Raw genomic sequence first — 16,636 nt, forward strand, 5'->3', positions numbered from 1 at the left:
AAGCGCTAATTGCTTCGCGCTTTATTGTTTTATGCGGTGCCACCTACTGTAAGTTGGTCTATTTTAAGGCTTGGTTGACCTACCCCTACAGGAACGCTTTGGCCATCTTTACCACAGACACCTACGCCTTTATCAAGGGCTAAATCGTTGCCTACCATAGAAATATGCTGCATAACCTCTGGGCCATTACCAATTAGCGTTGCGCCTTTAATTGGCTGGGTAATTTTACCGTTTTCAATTAAATACGCCTCTGATGCGCTAAATACAAACTTACCTGAAGTAATATCTACTTGGCCGCCGCCAAAGTTAGGGGCAAATACCCCTTTTTTAACTGAGCTGATAATATCGGCTTGGCTATGCTCGCCCCCTAGCATGTAGGTGTTAGTCATACGTGGCATAGGTAAATGCGCATACGACTCACGACGTGCATTACCGGTTGGGTTTACGCCCATTAAACGCGCATTGAGCTTATCTTGCATGTAGCCTTTTAATATACCGTTTTCGATAAGTACGTTATAAGCTGCAGGTGTGCCTTCATCATCAACGTTAAGTGAACCACGGCGATCGGCCATGGTGCCATCATCAACTACAGTACACAGCTCAGACGCTACTTTTTGCCCCACTTTACCGCTAAATGCCGACGCGCCTTTACGGTTAAAGTCGCCTTCAAGACCATGCCCTACCGCTTCGTGTAGCAACACACCTGGCCAACCATTACCAAGTACAACTTCCATTGTGCCAGCCGGTGCATCAATTGCCTCTAGGTTTACTTTAGCCTGGCGTACGGCTTCTTCTGCAAAGCCCATCCAACGTGGCTTGCCTTCAACTAGCTCTTTAAAGTAACCATAATCTAAACGTGCACCGCCCCCTGCGCCACCACGTTCACGGCGACCGTTTTTTTCAAGCAAAACGGAGCAGTTTAAACGAATAAGCGGGCGTATATCGGTAGCAAACGTGCCATCGCTGGCAGCAATTAATACCTCTTCGTATACCGCCGACATTGAACTAATTACTTGCTGCGCATCAGGGGCGAGTTCGCGAATGTAGTTTTCAAGCTCACGCAATAAACTCACTTTATCGCTGTCACTCATGCTTGATATTGGCTGATGCGGGGCAAATTGCTCTTTTGCTTTCACATCACTAAATACTTTAATGGTTTTATCTTCGCCTGCATCGGCAATGCTACGAGCCGCCGTTGCAGCTTTGTTTAACGCTTCAAGGTTAATGGCATCAGAGTAAGAAAAACCTGTTTTTTCACCGCTAACGGCACGTACACCTACGCCACGCTCTACATTGTAAGAGCCTTCTTTTACTAAGCCATCTTCAAGCACCCATGACTCATGATGGCTTGATTGAAAGTATAAATCGGCGTAATCCACTTTGTGCTGATGAATATACCCGAGCGTTTTTTCGAGTTCTTCTCGATTTAGCTGGCTGTCGTGTAATAAATGCTGTTCAACCGAATTCATAATAAATGCTCTCTAAATCGTTGATGAGATTGCACGGGCATATCTCTTCTAATTTTATTTAATTGGTTTAGGTCGGCGTAACCGCTTATAAACCCTACCCCACTTTTAAGCGTTGCTATTTGCTCGCCCCACGGTGAAATAATAATACTGTGGCCGTATGTTTGGCGGCCATTTTGATGCGTTCCATACTGCGCCGCTGCAATAACGTAACATTGCGTTTCTATTGCACGTGCCCTTAATAAGGGTTGCCAATGTGCTTGCCCGGTAGGGACTGTAAATGCACTGGGTACTAAAATTATTTCTGCCCCTTGGCGTACAAGTGCGCTAAATAATCCGCTAAAGCGCAAATCATAACATACTGTTAAGCCAATTTTACCAAACGGTGTAGCAACCACCACTACATCTTCACCTGCCTGGGTAAAGTCTGACTCTCGGTAGCTAGCGGTTTTATCGGCCACATCAACATCAAATAAATGCATTTTATTATACGTGGCTACGCAGTCACCTTGGCTATTAAATAAGTGTGAGGCCGCAAAGTACTTATCATTTTTATGTGGCTCGGGGATAGTGCCCGCATTTAACCAAATATTATGCTTTTTACACAATGCACTAAGTTGCTGCTTGTAGTGTGTAATGCGTTTAGCAACCGCTAGCGTATCATAGCCACTTTTACTAAATACTAAAAACGCCTCGGGTAAACACACAAGCATTGGTCTCGTTGCGGGTAGTTTATTTAACGCATTGGCAAGGGTTGCCAAGTTTTCATCAGGGTCGGTGCTTGAACACATTTGCAAAGCAACAATATTGGCGTTTAGTGTACTCATTGTGTTGCTGTTACCGCGGCATCTTTAAGCTTAAGCGTACTAGCTGCTTGGGGCTGATTTTGTGCAGCTTGCGGTAAGGTCACTTCTTTACTTTTACGATCAAGCTCTTGCACTACTGGATCATTCATTTTACCGGTTACTTTAAAGTTAATTTCAGATATCACCCTTGCTGAGTGAATCACTTTATCTAGCGCGAGTGCAGCAAGCCCCGTAACAGGATTAACCATCCAAGCCACAATAACTGGAATGCTGGATGTTACTTGCGGTGCCACTGCTAAATCGTAATCTATTTCAAGGGTGTTTAAATTAGCATAGCCGTTAATCGTTAAATCGGCAGGCACGCCATCCATTTTGGTATTTTTAGTGTAGGCTATGCCTTTATCTAGCTGCATAGAGCCTTGTAAGCTGTTATAAAAAAAGCCTTTTGAGAATACGTCTCTAAAATCGAGTTTTAATTTACGCACCAGCGAGTCAAGGCTAAGTAACGAAAATACGCGCGCCCCCCCATCGCTTATTTCAGCAATGTGACCTTCGCCTAAATCCCATTTAACTTCACCGCCTAAACTTGGTATATCAAAGTCATACGGGGCACCTTGCCAAGCGAGATTATAGTTAATATCGGCTTTTGAATCTTTTATGGCGGTGGTGATATCAAATTCATCAAATAGCGCGCCTATATCGTCACTTTTAAGCTCACCATTAAATTGCGTAAAGCCACCTTGCCATTGCCCTTTGGTACGTAAAATATGATCGCCCTTATCAACCACAAGCTCAGAAATAGTAAGCTTGTCGCCTTCCCCGACCAACGAAGTGCTCACTTTATCAAGCTGGTAATTGGCCACTTTACAATCTGCACATTCAAATTCAATAGCAGGGACTGTGTTAAGCCACGCTAGGTTTTGCTCTGGCAGTACATCGGTGATCTCAAGTTCGTCTTCTGCTTTAGGTGCAAAGTTAAGTCTCAAGTAATCGCTATTTATACGTATCGGCTGGCTTGGCTGAGAGCTGGGAATAAACACGCCAGCACGCAGCTCTTTGGCATTAAGCTTTAAATATAAGTCGTTTTGCTGGGGTGCTAAGCGCATTTCAAAATCGTTAAAAATAATGTCGCTAGCATTAACCTTGTTAATATGCGCAACCACTTCATTTAATGGCGGCATAATACCCTTAGACTGCTGGCCAGGCTTCGCTTGAGCAGCTTTAATTATTTGGTCTATTAATTCAAACCATGCTTCGAGTTGCGTTTGTTCAAGATTGATATTAACGCTTAAATCTTTTTGATTTAGCCCTAAATCTTGCTCGCCAAGTACAATATGCATATTACTAAATTGCGGCTGACCGTTTTCTAAAATCGCATTAAAATAGAGCTGCTGATTAGCATTAGCCGTAATAAGATTTGAAATATCATCGCCTTGCACAACGCCCGTTAACGGCCAAACCTGCTCACTTGTTTTGCCATAAGGCGCAGGTAATGTGCTCGTCAAGCCGCGTAGCTCTGAGCTAACCTGAGCGCGATAATTAAAGCCTTGCTCGGTAAAGTTAAGGGAAAGGCCTATATCAACTTCACTTTGCCCACTCAGGTACCCTTTCAGCACGCCTTGCGCCTGGGTTGTTAGCGTATCTGCATTTAACAGCGCCGTTATATCAATATTAGCGGCGTACTGCTGAGCTTCGCTTGCACTATTATAGTTAATGCTAAGCGGCATACCCAACCATGAAGCACTGGCGTTTTGCATGCTAATTGTATCGTTTTCAAAACTAAGCTCGCCGTTTAGTTTTTCAAGCGCAATACCTGGGGCTGCAATATAAACAGGCAAATCCTTTAGTTTAACTTTGCCGCTTACACTGGCTCCACCTTTAAATTTAGAACCAATTAAAAGTGTTACGCTTGCATCAGCTTGACCTTTACCCTGTACCACCTCAAAAATATTAGCCAGAGGGTTTGCAATCGGCGTGGCGGCAAAAAAGTCATGTAGTTTTTCCATTTGCGCGCGTTTATCTATTTGTACAATAAGCTCATCAGCATGCATTAAATCGGCAATACTAACGTGCACGCTATCGCCTACTTCTAAATTAACTAACTGGCCTTGCTGGCTGTAAATATCCATTCGCTCGTTGGCAAAATGCAGTTGCACATTAGCATTACTCACCGCTGGCCACTCAGGGTCAAACGCGTAGGTTGCATCGTCTATTTGAGCTAGTACATCAAACTGGCCGCTGCCATCTGTAAAAGGAAAGCCAGATAACGGGCCTGCAAATAATACTTGCGCTTTAGCTACTTCGCCCCCTTTTATCGCGCCGTTTAAGTAGCTTACAAGTTGAGGGCTCATTGCCTTTAACGGAAAGTAGTGACCGGCTACTGTGGCATCCTCAGCATAGGCTTCTGCGTAAAGATCTAAACGCGGATCGTCGCTAAGGCTTAGATTAAGTTCAGCAGCTAAAGTTACTTCGTTATTATCAAACCAAATATTATTACTGCTTACAGTCCAGTAATTATCTGTTTTTGCTAAATCCAGATCGATATTGATTTGGTTGTAATCAATGTTTTTACTGAAACTATCGCCGGTTATTAAAGTGCCGTTTTCGCCAAATAGCTGCACTCGCCCACGCTGCTGATTTATAAGCCCCGAGACTCTAAGTGCCTGCGCTGCGGGAATACCAGAGACTTCTTGCCAGCCAATTTTATTAGCTGAAAACCATAACTGCCATTGCTCATCAGGATTAAGTTCTAGGTAGGCTTGATCGATAAAACCACTTGGTTTGCGGTTTAAAAGTGGCTGCAATGCTTCAAAATTAGTTAACGATGCCAAGTTACTCAGTAAAGAAAGATCAACCTGCTGCAGCCACACTTTATTTTGCTTACCTAAGTTTGCCTCAAATTCTAGACTGGGCCAGGTTGTGTCGTTATTACTAAATGTCAGACCCGTGCTTTTTAAGTGCCAAGCATTTGCCTCAGGAAATAAATGAAATCCCCCTTCGCTTAAGCTCACTTGCTTGGCTTGTTGGTTATTTTGCCAGTGCACAAAACTCGGTAACCACTGCATTTTTACATCGCTGATAAACCCATTTTCGAGCTTAAGCCAAGACTTTAAGTTTATGTCTGTGTAAAGCTGTTGTTTTTCAGTATTAATATATTGCGCTAACCAGTTAGATACATCTACACTATTTGCTTGTACGTAAATATCACCTGCAATCTGTTCTATAGTTTTACCACTAAGCGCGATACGTGCGTCAAAGCTACCCACACTAATACCAGGCAAAGCTAGGCTGCCGCTGCCTAGGTGTTGTTCATCTTGGTTTTGCCATACTATGTTTTCGAGTAATAATTTACGCTCTCTACCATCTTCTAAAATAAAATTAATACTCGAATTTTCAATAGCGAAATGCCCTGTATCTCCTAAAAACAGCTCTTCAATTAACTCTTTTTGCTCAAACGAGACGTCATCGTTATTGGTGTTATTAAATAAATTTTGAATATTTACACTGGTATGAAAGCCATTAATAACAAAATAATTAGACTTTACCTGAAAGGCTTTAATGCTCTCCCATAAGTTAAGTTCTAGGCTTGTTTTGGCAATAGTAAGCGATATGGGCGCCGTTTCGTTATCCTTAAAGGACAGATCTTCTAATACCAAGGCAGGCCCTGCGCCATGCCAGCTGGCAGAGATTGCGCCTATAGAAAGACTAATGGCAAATTTATCGTGCAGGTAGGTTTCTATGTCGCCTTTGTAGTCGTTTGCATAAGGTAAGGTGTACTTTAAAATAGAAACAATTACGGCCAGTAATACTAAAATTATGGCGCAGGTTTGCCATAACTTTCTAAAACAAAAAAAACAGACCGCTTTTGTTTTCATTACATCATTACCACATCAAACTGCTCTTGGCTGTATAGGCTCTCTGTTTGGATATTGACCTGTTTACCAATGAATAGTTCAAGTTCGGCTAGGTTATGGTACTCATCGTTGAGTAAGGCTTCACTAACTGCAGGGGCTGCATACACCATAAATTTATCGGCATCGTAGGCACGGTTAACACGCACTATTTCGCGCAGTATTTCATAGCATACGGTTTCAACTGTTTTTTGTGAGCCACGCCCAGAGCAAGCAGGACATACATCACACAAAATATGCTCAAGGCTTTCGCGAGTGCGCTTTCGGGTCATTTCTACTAGTCCTAATGCGCTTAAGCCATTTATGTTGGCTTTTGCACGGTCTTTAGATAACGCCGATTCTAGTGAATGTAATACTCTGCGTTTGTGATCTTCGCTGATCATATCGATAAAATCGATAATAATAATACCACCTAAGTTACGCAGGCGTAGCTGCCTAGCAATGGCTGATGTGGCTTCTACATTGGTGTTAAAAATAGTTTCTTCTAAATTACGATGCCCTACAAATGCGCCGGTATTTACATCAACTGTGGTCATCGCTTCGGTTTGGTCGATAATTAAATACCCCCCCGACTTGAGCGTAACCTTGCGGTGCAATGCCTTTTGAATTTCGGTCTCAACGTCAAATAAATCAAAAATAGGACGCTCACCAGGGTAGTACTCAAGTGCCTGCGAAAGCAAAGGTACAAATTCTTCAGTAAACAATTTTAGTTCTTGGTAGGTTAGCTTAGAGTCAACTCTTATGCGCTCCATATCCTCACCTACGTAGTCACGTAGAGTTCTAAATGCAAGCGTTAAGTCTTCATGTAATATACTGGCTTTATTAGTTTTTTGACGACGAGATACAATTTTTTGCCACAGTTTTTGTAAAAATTCAGCATCGTGTCTTAACTCCGCTTCACTGGCGCCTTCTGCTGCAGTACGGACAATAAAGCTACCGTTGTCGTCGCCGTATTCTGCCACTATTTTTTTAAGCCGCGCACGTTCTTCTTCCGTTTCGATGCGTTGGCTTACACCTACATGCGTTGCATCTGGCATAAACACTAAATAGCGAGAAGGAATAGTGATATCGGTGGTAAGCCTGGCCCCTTTTGTGCCTAGTGGATCTTTAACCACTTGCACCATAATGTATTGGCCTTGGCGTACTAGCTCACGTATGTCTTGAACCTTTTTAATTGGCTCGTCGTCTACACCCTCAACGATAGAGGCGCTATTAACTATGTCTGATGCATGCAAAAAAGCGGCTTTCTCTAGGCCTATATCAACAAAAGCTGCTTGCATGCCTGGCAATACGCGGCTTATTTTCCCTAAGTATATATTGCCAACAATTCCTAGGTTACCTATACGCTCTAGTTGAATTTCTTGTAATACACCGTTTTCGATTAGGGCAACACGGCTTTCACTTGGCGTGACATTTATTAGTAATTCTGTACTCATGTTACCTTCTTAAGAATGCTTGTAATAATTGTTCGGTCTCGTATAAAGGTAAGCCTACAACAGCAAAATAGCTACCCGCAATGTGTGTAACAAAGCGACCACCTAAGCCTTGAATGCCATAACCGCCGGCTTTATCTTGTGGCTCACCAGATTCCCAATAGGCATTTATTTCTTCATCGCTGAGGGTTTTAAACGTTACATCGGTACTTACTACACAACTCAGTACATCTGTTTGTGTAGCAAAAGCAACCGCCGTTAGCACTTGATGTGTATTGCCCGATAAACGTTTAAGCGTTGTAATAAAATCGTTTTTGTCGCGTGGTTTACCCAGCGATTCGTTATCAATAACAACCACAGTATCACTACCCAGCACTGGGCGGTCTGTGTAACCGAGCGCTACGCCTGTTTGCGCTTTTAAGCGGGCTAAGCGCTCAACCAATACATGAGGCTGCTCATTTGCAAGTGGGGTTTCGTCTGCATCTACACTAAATTGTTCAAACTCAATGCCTAACTGATTCAATAACTCTTTACGTCGAGGGGAGGCCGATGCCAAATATACTGCGGTTGTCATTACCTGATCCTAAAATGTCTACGGTATTTACGAAGAAGTAAAAAGACCCAAAACCAACTAACCATACCGGTTGCCACTGGCCACAGGTATTGTGGGTTAAAGTAAACACCTAATAAAAAGTGATTTAGCCAAAATTGCATTAAGTGATACAAGGTTAAAAATAAACCCACTAATAAGCTTTGTTGCCAAAGCGAAAAGTTACGTATTTTTTGAAAGTTACTTGCAGTCACAAATATGCAAATAGAATACGTGAGTGAGTTTACTCCTAATGGCGAGCCTAAGGCTAAGTCCATTAATAAGCCAACAACCCACGCGGTACCAATATTTAATCTATGTGGCACTGCCAGCGACCAGTACATTAATACCAGTAACACCCAGTCGGGTCTGAAGGGTTCAAACGAAAAAGGCAATGGCATTAATGCCATAATTAAAGCAAAAAAGATGCTTAGGGCAATTAACAATGAATAACGATTAATCATCGCTGATTTGCTCCTGTTGATTGCGCCATAAAATAACCAACAATCGAATGCGGTCTAGCTGTGCAATTGGCTCGGCAAACACTTGGGCAAATGGGCGTCCTTCATCACGGTTTATCTCGGTGACAACCGCCACCGGATACCCTTCTGGAAACGTACCGCCAAGTCCTGAGGTCACAAGTACATCGCCAATGCGAACATCAAGGCTATGAGGTACATGCGAAAGCTTTACAACGTTAATTTTACCTATGCCTTCAACCACAGTGCGCACGTCGTTTCGTAATATACGTACCGGCGTGGCATGGGTTGTGTCGGTCATCAGTAATACGCGTGATGTGGTAGAGCCTACTTTTGTTAACTGGCCAACAACCCCCATTTCATCTATTACCGCTTGGCCTTCGCTTAGGCCGTCGGTGGTACCGCGGTTAATAACCACTTGATGACTATAAGGGTTTGAATGTACAGAAAGCACCTGGGCTATTTTTTTACGATTAGATTGCTTAGCCGATGAGCCAAGTAACGCGCGTAGCTTTTGGTTTTCGCGAGCTAAAAATTGGTATTGCTGCAATTGCTCGCTTTGTAGCATTTGCTTTTTTTTCAGCGCTTCGTTTTCGCTCAGTAGCTGGTCGCGAGTGTGTAGGCTTTTAGCGCCTAAGCTAAATATTTCGTAAGGTAGGTTGGCAACGTAAATTAATGGGCTGACAAGTGTATTAAGGCTTGTACGCACAACCGTGCCGCCTTGTGTAAACTTATCGCCCGCAATGAGCACTATGCTCAAAAGCACTGCGACAAAAAGTCGCAGTTGCAAAGAGATGGTTTGTCCAAACAGTAATTTCATTAATCGTAACTAAAAACGTCACCACCATGAACATCAATCATTTCAAGTGCTTTACCGCCGCCACGTGCTACACACGTAAGTGGGTCGTCGGCAACAACCACAGGAATGCCTGTTTCTTCCATTAATAAACGATCTAAATCTTTTAATAGCGCACCACCGCCCGTCAAAACCATACCGTGAGCTGAAATATCTGATGCAAGCTCAGGTGGAGACTGCTCCAGTGCAACCATTACAGCACTTACAATGCCCATTAGTGGCTCTTGTAGTGCTTCTAAAATTTCGTGCGAGTTAAGCGTAAACGAGCGTGGTACACCTTCGGCTAAGTTACGACCGCGTACTTCAATTTCAATTGGCTCGTCTGTTTTAAACGCAGAGCCAATTTGATGCTTGATATTTTCAGCCGTTGCTTCACCTATTAGGCTGCCAAAGTTACGGCGCACATAATTAATAATGGCTTCATCAAACTTATCGCCACCAATGCGCACAGACGATGAGTAAACAACCCCATTTAATGAAATAATAGCCACTTCGGTAGTACCACCACCAATATCAACAACCATAGAGCCGGTTGCTTCTGATACAGGGAGTCCTGCACCAATTGCTGCGGCCATTGGCTCTTCAATTAGGTACACTTCGCGCGCGCCAGCACCCATTGCTGATTCGCGGATTGCGCGCTTTTCTACTTGGGTAGCACCGCACGGTACACAAATAAGTACACGCGGGCTTGGGCGCATAAAGTTATTGTTGTGCACTTGTTTTATAAAATGCTGTAACATTTTTTCGGTTACATAAAAGTCGGCTATTACGCCATCTTTCATTGGGCGAATCGCTTTAATATTACCCGGTGTACGCCCTAGCATTTGTTTGGCTTCTGTACCCACAGAAGCGACACTTTTAGGTCCACCAGCGCGTTCTTGACGAATAGCGACTACTGAAGGTTCGTTAAGTACGATCCCTTCTTCTTTTACATAAATAAGGGTATTGGCTGTACCCAAGTCGATCGATAGATCGTTTGAAAAAATACCACGGAGTTTTTTAAACATGAGGCTGGATGACCTTTGAAATACGTTCTTATGTTAGCTGCACTCACTTTAACATGCCTAATTAGATGAGCAATATAAAGCGCAACTACCTTTGTTAATTTGTGAAAAAAGGAAGCTAGGCTTCCTTGGTTAAATGCTATCGTTCGCGGACTAAGCGAAAGCCAATGTAGTTAGATCTAAAATCTGGCGCTAAAATTAATCGTGTTGAAGCACGTGCAAGGCTAGGCGCAAAGTTCCACGCACCGCCTCTTACTGCCACATCAGATTCACCTGACTCTTTAGCTGTCCATTCCCACACATTGCCTACGGTGTCGTATAATCCAAATGCGTTAGGAGAAAAAGAACCTACCGGTGCTGCACGTTTGTTTGACCATTCGCTACCACACCAACCACAGTTAGCTAAATTTTTACCTATTTCGTTACCCCAAGGGTATTCTGTTTCTGTCCCTGCGCGAGCAGCGTATTCCCATTCAACCTCATTAGGTAAACGGTATTGCTGTCCGGTTTCGCCAGAAAGCCATTCTGCATACGCTTTCGCGTCATTAAATGTTAAACACACAGCAGGAAAATCACTACTTTGCTCAAAACCAGGGTTACGCCAATTTAAATTAGCTTCCCATACGGGTTCGCCATTTAAATAATACGCACAGCCTTTGCTTTGCTCTGCTTGTGTTTTATAACCGGTGCTGGCAACAAACGCTTCGTAGGCACCTACGGTTACCTCTTTGGTTTGCATAGCAAACGAACTGGCTATCACTTTTTCAATAACAGGGCGTTCATTTGCTAAACCATTGCCGTTAATATCGCCCATTTTAAATTTACCCGCGGGCACAACTACAACATCATTTTGTACATTAGTAGCACGGTTAGTGCTTGCTGTACGTGTTACAGGTTTTGGTTGCTCGCGAGTGTAAGCCGGTGCAGCAATCGACTCAGACTTTTTTACTAAGTTAGCATGAATAGTCTGTGCTTTAGTTAGATCAACTCTTACTTTGTAAGGCTTATAACCTAGTTTACGTATTTCTATGTTGTGCACACCACGCGGCAAACGTGTAACTAAACGCGTAGAGCCAAAACTCACCCCGTCAATAAACACTTCATCATCGTAAACATTCGAACGTAAAGTCAGCTCAACTTGCTGATTTTGTTCTTTATTTAAAATTGATGGATAGTTTTTTTTTGTAGGTGCAACGTTAACTGAATAATCGCGCACAGGCTGTTTATTCAATCGCGATACAGACACAGTGTCGGTATTATCCGCGGTGTTGCTGAATGTTAACTGACTATCAGAGTAAGTCGCGCCATAACCTGGTTGATACGTTGTTGCCAGTGGCGAACCATATTCAGAACAATAACGGTTATCTACACTTAGTAAGTTACATAAGCGGCTGCTGTTTACTTCGCCACGCATTGTCACGCTTAAGTTAACGTTATAATTACCTTGTCCGCTAAATGCACTATTAACCACATGGCTACTTAAAATTTGTACTTGCGCGCCTGCCATGTTGCGTTTTGGTTCAACAATGCGCTCTTCTGTTAAATTAGCAAATATTTGATCAACAAAACGCTTAGTCGCTTTTTGTAAGCCCATTTGCTGGCCGCGTTGCTCACAAGCTGCGAGCGTTTCGGTACGCTTACAGTTAATTGTGTGGTTTACTTCAAGTGTCCCTTCACGGGTAAACTCATTACGTAAACGTTCAACTCGGGCTGTGGTTAATTGCTCTTTTAAGCTCTCTAGCGTATTTAAAAGTGTATGTTTTGCAACACGAATTTGCTCGATATCTTTACGGTGAGATGCAATTGCCGCCAACTGCATTGAGATGTCGTCTTTGTTTTGCTTATGATCAACCACGGCTTTTTGATAGCGCGCTTGGGCGGCGCTAATATCAAGCGTAGGGTCATCTATCATGCGGCGATACATTTCGTTCATCGCATCAAGTGCTTGGTTTTTCTCTTTGTCTAGCTCTGTAGAACGAGAGCGAAGTAGTTCAAGTTGGTTTTGTAACTGACTTTCTTCTTTTAAGTGTTTTTCGAGTATTTGTGTCGAGTTATCGTATTCTGTTTGTTTAATACTAATCTCTGATTCAATTCCGGTTACTGTTGCTGTGTCTTGTGCAAATGCACTACTAGCTAACAAACTAGCGGAAATTAACAGAGATAAAGGAGCAATTCGCATATATTCCAGTCCCAAAAAGCGGCAATTATTTGGTCGTTATTATTGTTTATTAGAGTGTACTCACTTTTGAAAGCTGAACAATTTTCAACCATCAAAAATCAATACACCCAATGCCTTATGCTATGTACTTGAAGCACAAAACACAAGCTTTGTTCAATTATTATCTTAGTTTACAACTATTCTCTTGTTTCACGCCAGTAAATAACCCGATCATTTCCTCTAAAGCGGCCAAATTGCAAAATAGCATGGGGATTTTGCTGTGAGTTGTCGCCAAGCCAATCCCACTTTAACCAGTTTTCGGTTTCGTATTCTAATGTAAATGTACCACTACCATTTGGTGTAGCATAAATTGCATTGTTTGTAGGGTAGCTGCCAGCCTCTAATGTACCTGCTCCTCCTGCGCTATATTCATAGCTTAATATTGGCGTTGATGGCGATATTTGCGATAACTGCGGGTGCTCAAATACGCTGCAGTTATCTTCGGTATTTAATACAAACCCGGTTCCATTGAAATACTGAGCCTGCATAGGTACGCGTAAGGAATCTAAATCTGAACCAACATTGCTTCCTAACACTAAACGTCCAAATCTAAAATCTATTGGTACATCATTTAAACGTACGCTATTGCACTCGTTACCACTGCAGCTGGTTTGCGTGTTCGGTTCGTCATTTGCATCGATTAATGTAGCGCCTTCTGTATTAGTGACAGTGGCCATTAAATTAACCATAGTAAATGGACCGTCGGAGTTATTTATGCCTAATCGCGTTAACATGGCCGTGCTGTCACTCATTTGCCACTGTCCATCAGTTAAGGTGTTCCAACTATTACTCGTTATATTGGCTAACCTGCTGGTTAATGTTGATGCGGGTACATAATTTCCGGCCTGATTGTTTTCGGCATTTATTTGTACTTGGGCTTTTTCAAAGCCTTGTTTGTAATTAGCCATTAGCTGGTTGTTATGATTAAGTGCTTGCACCGTAAAACCAAGCTCAAAGGGCTGATCTAAATAGGTTAGATTACTGCCTAACTGTGTACACTGCGCAGCAGCTTGAACACCTAATACTTGATAGTGCGACGGCGCAAACCGGCCTACGTTGTTTAACTGCCCTTTTACATCGCCCACCCCAAAATAATCGCCATCTTGTAAACCCGCAAACACGTTTATAATACCTACTTGGTCATAAGCGTACTGCGATATGGATTCACTCAAGCTTCCCGTATCAGCAAACGCATTAGTATTTAGCGCCTCAATTTGCCCCTCATTACCAGAGCTGGGTAATACTAAGCTATGTGTTACTGTAGGGGACCCACTAATGAAGTGTTTGGCAATGGGGTTGCTATGAATAGCGCTGTAGTTATCTGGTATGCCATCGTTGTTATTGTCTTGCCCTGCTCGCCACTGTACTGCATTCATTTTTAAATCAAATGACTCACCCGTTAATCTAAATAAACTATCGTTTGCTGTTTGAGCATAGCCGTCACTTGCAACTTGCATTGCTAATCCAAAGGGCTTAACTACATATTCGTTAGAACTACCGGTTAATCTTTTTGATAAATTAGTTATTGGGTCTAATACAATTGTTGCCCGTGCATTTAAACTTAATTTAGCGGCATCGGGGTAGTTAATAGCAATAGGCGCTTTTGAGTCTTGATCGAAGGTGAGCGAAAAGGTTTGATATGCTTGCCGCACACTATACGTATTGGCATTATTACTCAGTTGTACTGGGTCTGAACATATAGCGCCGGCGCTGCAGGTATACGCTAAATCTAAATCAACTTGACCACCTGCAGGGAATGCGGCTTCGCATACGCCTGTGGTGGTATTTGTTTTAACCGCTTGAATAGATAACTCGGCGGCATTAAAACCCTCACTAGAGGGTTTACCAGATAATTGAGTGGGGATACTCGCTGTATTGGCTGTGTCGTTATTAAAAATAAACCCCGCATCAGAAAAAATCACTTTGCACCCGCCCAGCCCTACGTTATTGCCATTAATATAACAACGCAGCGGTGCTGATGGGTCGGCGGTATTATAGCCAAGCGTTACGGTACCGGTGGTGCGCTTTGCGAGGGCCACTGTGGCAGAGCCTGTAAAGGTAATATTTTCACCGCTTACCCAGCTTTGTTGACCATTGTTATCGGGAGAAAGGTCAAGGGCAGAAGGTTCATCATAGAGTAAATCACATGCATCGTTTGCACAGGCGGTTAACGTCATTTCTTTTGCTTGGCAGGTTAAGCCTTGGTTATCACTCATTGATATACGGTAGTGATCAAGCAAAATCGGCGTAAAAATACCGCAAAACCCAGGGATACTCTCAGGGACCTCTAGCGCATCAAACGTAGAGCTGCCCTCGGTTATTACTTGTGTTGCAGCTGTTATTGAGCCTTGGTAAGTAACATTTTGGGCAATTCTTACCTCCCCCGTTGCGACGATATATGCAGCAATATTTGCATCGGCCGCAATGGCAACATCACCATCTACGTATATGGCTAAATACGCCCCTTCTTCAACCGCTATATTTGTTTTACCTATGTTTAAAAATGCGCTAGAAATTAGCGATGTCGTATCTTTTAAAAAGATACGTGTGGGTGCTGTTACCTTGTAATCATCTTCTAATAAGTTAAGTGTTAGTTCGTCATAAAAATAATCGCCAGCTAGCATTATAGGCACGTCACCGGTAGAGCTTCCATCGTTTGTGACCGTGGGGACTTGCGCAGCTTGATTTGGCTCTAGGGAGTTATACCCGGTTGCCACACAGCCTTGGCCATTACATAAAGGTGGGTTAGTTAGCGCCGTTGATATTAAATTAGTGGTAGTAATAAATTGGGCATTGCTATCGGTTATTTCCACGCCTTGAACAAGCTGCACTTGTCCATCATTGTAGGTAGAAATAGCGCCAGGAAATAAAGTATCGCAATCTAAAATGTCACCATTAAATACAAACGTACTGGTCATGGCCAATATAGAGGCTTCTTCCTTTACGTGGTTACGCTCTCTATCGCCATCGCGGTCTTCATCAACAACCAACCCTAACCTATCCGCTCTTAAATTACAGCTACGCAGCCACCCACCATCGTCCTCAAGTCGGGAGTTCTTACTTGCCACCACCAGCGGCGCTTCGCTAAAGTTATTGTTAAAATTAAAGTAATTACATCCATCACTCCAGCCATCAACTTCGAACCCTGTAAAGAAAGTTTCCCACAACACTTCGACCCCGTTGTCATCAGTAAAGGTGCGATTGCTGCCAGGCTCTACGGCCATGTAGGCCACCGTTTCACTTTGAATAACACCTAATGCGGTTTCGGAGGCCTCTAACGCTATATTTACCCCACCTGTAGATAAAGAACCGCTTTGTACGGCAACCGTTAAAAAGGGCACAAGCGCTTGAGATGGCGGGTTACTATCTAAACTATTAAGTGTTTGTAACGAGTGAAAAAAGTTGGGTCTAACAGTAAATGGTTTATCAAAAGTCAGGGCTTTATAACCTTTCGGTGTGATGGGGGCAAATCCCGACTTAGCACCATATTGCAGCTCAAGGCGTAAGTCGGTGCTCCCTACTTCCATAATGGTACCATCAGGAAATTCATGCACTCCGTATTCTACCGCTAAATAATGCGCGCCCATGGTTATATGCTCGCCATCTTCTCCCGATGGCTCGAGGGGAAGTGCTTCAAACCCTGTGGTTGTTACATTGCGTATTCTCACTATAGCGGGGTTACCGCCTTGATTAGTTGACAGCATAAATACCGCAGGCGGTGTTATATATTGCTGCTGAAAGTTTATTTTTGTCCAAATGGGTGAAGTGTAAGTGTCTTGTAACTCTATAAATCGCCCTTCAATTTTAGGCGGTACAGCCATAGCGCATCGGCTTAGTAGCAAGCTTATTAAACATAAAATACAGAGGGTATATT

Annotated in this window: 10 protein-coding genes; all 10 read right to left on the reverse strand. The window is 43.1% G+C overall.

Annotated elements, in window-relative coordinates; all coding sequences use genetic code 11:
• Nucleotides 1-29: 29 nt before the first annotated feature.
• The 10 genes from tldD to CWC16_RS09095 all read right to left on the reverse strand — a co-directional run bounded on the left by tldD (nucleotide 30) and on the right by CWC16_RS09095 (nucleotide 16,583).
• Nucleotides 30-1,469 (reverse strand): metalloprotease TldD, encoded by a 1,440-nt coding sequence (tldD, locus tag CWC16_RS09050; RefSeq protein ID WP_055014630.1) that lies wholly within the window; start codon nucleotides 1,467-1,469, stop codon nucleotides 30-32.
• Nucleotides 1,466-2,293 carry a carbon-nitrogen hydrolase family protein gene (locus tag CWC16_RS09055; RefSeq protein WP_138541313.1) on the reverse strand — a complete coding sequence of 276 codons (828 nt, stop codon included), beginning with the start codon at nucleotides 2,291-2,293 and terminating at the stop codon, nucleotides 1,466-1,468. Before CWC16_RS09055 ends, tldD begins: the two co-directional genes overlap by 4 nt.
• A complete protein-coding gene (locus CWC16_RS09060; RefSeq protein WP_138541314.1) occupies nucleotides 2,290-6,147 on the reverse strand; it encodes a YhdP family protein in 3,858 nt (1,285 codons plus the stop codon). The genes CWC16_RS09055 and CWC16_RS09060 overlap by 4 nt, the downstream gene beginning before the upstream one ends.
• Nucleotides 6,147-7,619 carry a ribonuclease G gene (rng, locus tag CWC16_RS09065; protein WP_055014627.1) on the reverse strand — a complete coding sequence of 491 codons (1,473 nt, stop codon included), beginning with the start codon at nucleotides 7,617-7,619 and terminating at the stop codon, nucleotides 6,147-6,149. Before rng ends, CWC16_RS09060 begins: the two co-directional genes overlap by 1 nt.
• A gap of 1 nt (nucleotide 7,620) precedes the next feature.
• A complete protein-coding gene (locus CWC16_RS09070; RefSeq protein ID WP_138541315.1) occupies nucleotides 7,621-8,190 on the reverse strand; it encodes a Maf family protein in 570 nt (189 codons plus the stop codon).
• Nucleotides 8,190-8,669, reverse strand: coding sequence for a rod shape-determining protein MreD (mreD, locus tag CWC16_RS09075; RefSeq protein WP_004585757.1), 480 nt, complete (start codon nucleotides 8,667-8,669; stop codon nucleotides 8,190-8,192). Before mreD ends, CWC16_RS09070 begins: the two co-directional genes overlap by 1 nt.
• Nucleotides 8,662-9,504 carry a rod shape-determining protein MreC gene (gene mreC / locus CWC16_RS09080; protein ID WP_024032490.1) on the reverse strand — a complete coding sequence of 281 codons (843 nt, stop codon included), beginning with the start codon at nucleotides 9,502-9,504 and terminating at the stop codon, nucleotides 8,662-8,664. Before mreC ends, mreD begins: the two co-directional genes overlap by 8 nt.
• Nucleotides 9,504-10,547, reverse strand: a complete 1,044-nt coding sequence (locus CWC16_RS09085) for a rod shape-determining protein (protein WP_002958401.1) — start codon at nucleotides 10,545-10,547, stop codon at nucleotides 9,504-9,506. The genes mreC and CWC16_RS09085 overlap by 1 nt, the downstream gene beginning before the upstream one ends.
• Before the next feature lie 136 nt (nucleotides 10,548-10,683).
• The gene (locus CWC16_RS09090) at nucleotides 10,684-12,723 is read right to left on the reverse strand and encodes a formylglycine-generating enzyme family protein (protein WP_138541316.1); all 2,040 of its coding nucleotides are present in this window, start codon (nucleotides 12,721-12,723) and stop codon (nucleotides 10,684-10,686) included.
• A 176-nt stretch (nucleotides 12,724-12,899) separates the two neighbouring features.
• Nucleotides 12,900-16,583: an H-type lectin domain-containing protein gene (locus CWC16_RS09095; protein ID WP_249929201.1), complete on the reverse strand. Its 3,684-nt coding sequence runs from the start codon at nucleotides 16,581-16,583 to the stop codon at nucleotides 12,900-12,902.
• Nucleotides 16,584-16,636 lie beyond the last annotated feature (53 nt).

The sequence above is a fragment of the Pseudoalteromonas sp. S3776 genome (assembly GCF_005886915.1).
In the GTDB taxonomy this organism is placed as follows: domain Bacteria; phylum Pseudomonadota; class Gammaproteobacteria; order Enterobacterales; family Alteromonadaceae; genus Pseudoalteromonas.

Excerpts from the sequence above, each read along its gene's own strand:
- tldD (WP_055014630.1), bottom strand. The coding sequence starts at position 1,469 with ATGAATTCGGTTGAACAGCATTTATTACACGACAGCCAGCTAAATCGA.
- CWC16_RS09055 (WP_138541313.1), bottom strand. The coding sequence starts at position 2,293 with ATGAGTACACTAAACGCCAATATTGTTGCTTTGCAAATGTGTTCAAGC.
- CWC16_RS09060 (WP_138541314.1), bottom strand. The coding sequence starts at position 6,147 with ATGAAAACAAAAGCGGTCTGTTTTTTTTGTTTTAGAAAGTTATGGCAA.
- rng (WP_055014627.1), bottom strand. The coding sequence starts at position 7,619 with ATGAGTACAGAATTACTAATAAATGTCACGCCAAGTGAAAGCCGTGTT.
- CWC16_RS09070 (WP_138541315.1), bottom strand. The coding sequence starts at position 8,190 with ATGACAACCGCAGTATATTTGGCATCGGCCTCCCCTCGACGTAAAGAG.
- mreD (WP_004585757.1), bottom strand. The coding sequence starts at position 8,669 with ATGATTAATCGTTATTCATTGTTAATTGCCCTAAGCATCTTTTTTGCT.
- mreC (WP_024032490.1), bottom strand. The coding sequence starts at position 9,504 with ATGAAATTACTGTTTGGACAAACCATCTCTTTGCAACTGCGACTTTTT.
- CWC16_RS09085 (WP_002958401.1), bottom strand. The coding sequence starts at position 10,547 with ATGTTTAAAAAACTCCGTGGTATTTTTTCAAACGATCTATCGATCGAC.
- CWC16_RS09090 (WP_138541316.1), bottom strand. The coding sequence starts at position 12,723 with ATGCGAATTGCTCCTTTATCTCTGTTAATTTCCGCTAGTTTGTTAGCT.
- CWC16_RS09095 (WP_249929201.1), bottom strand. The coding sequence starts at position 16,583 with ATGGCTGTACCGCCTAAAATTGAAGGGCGATTTATAGAGTTACAAGAC.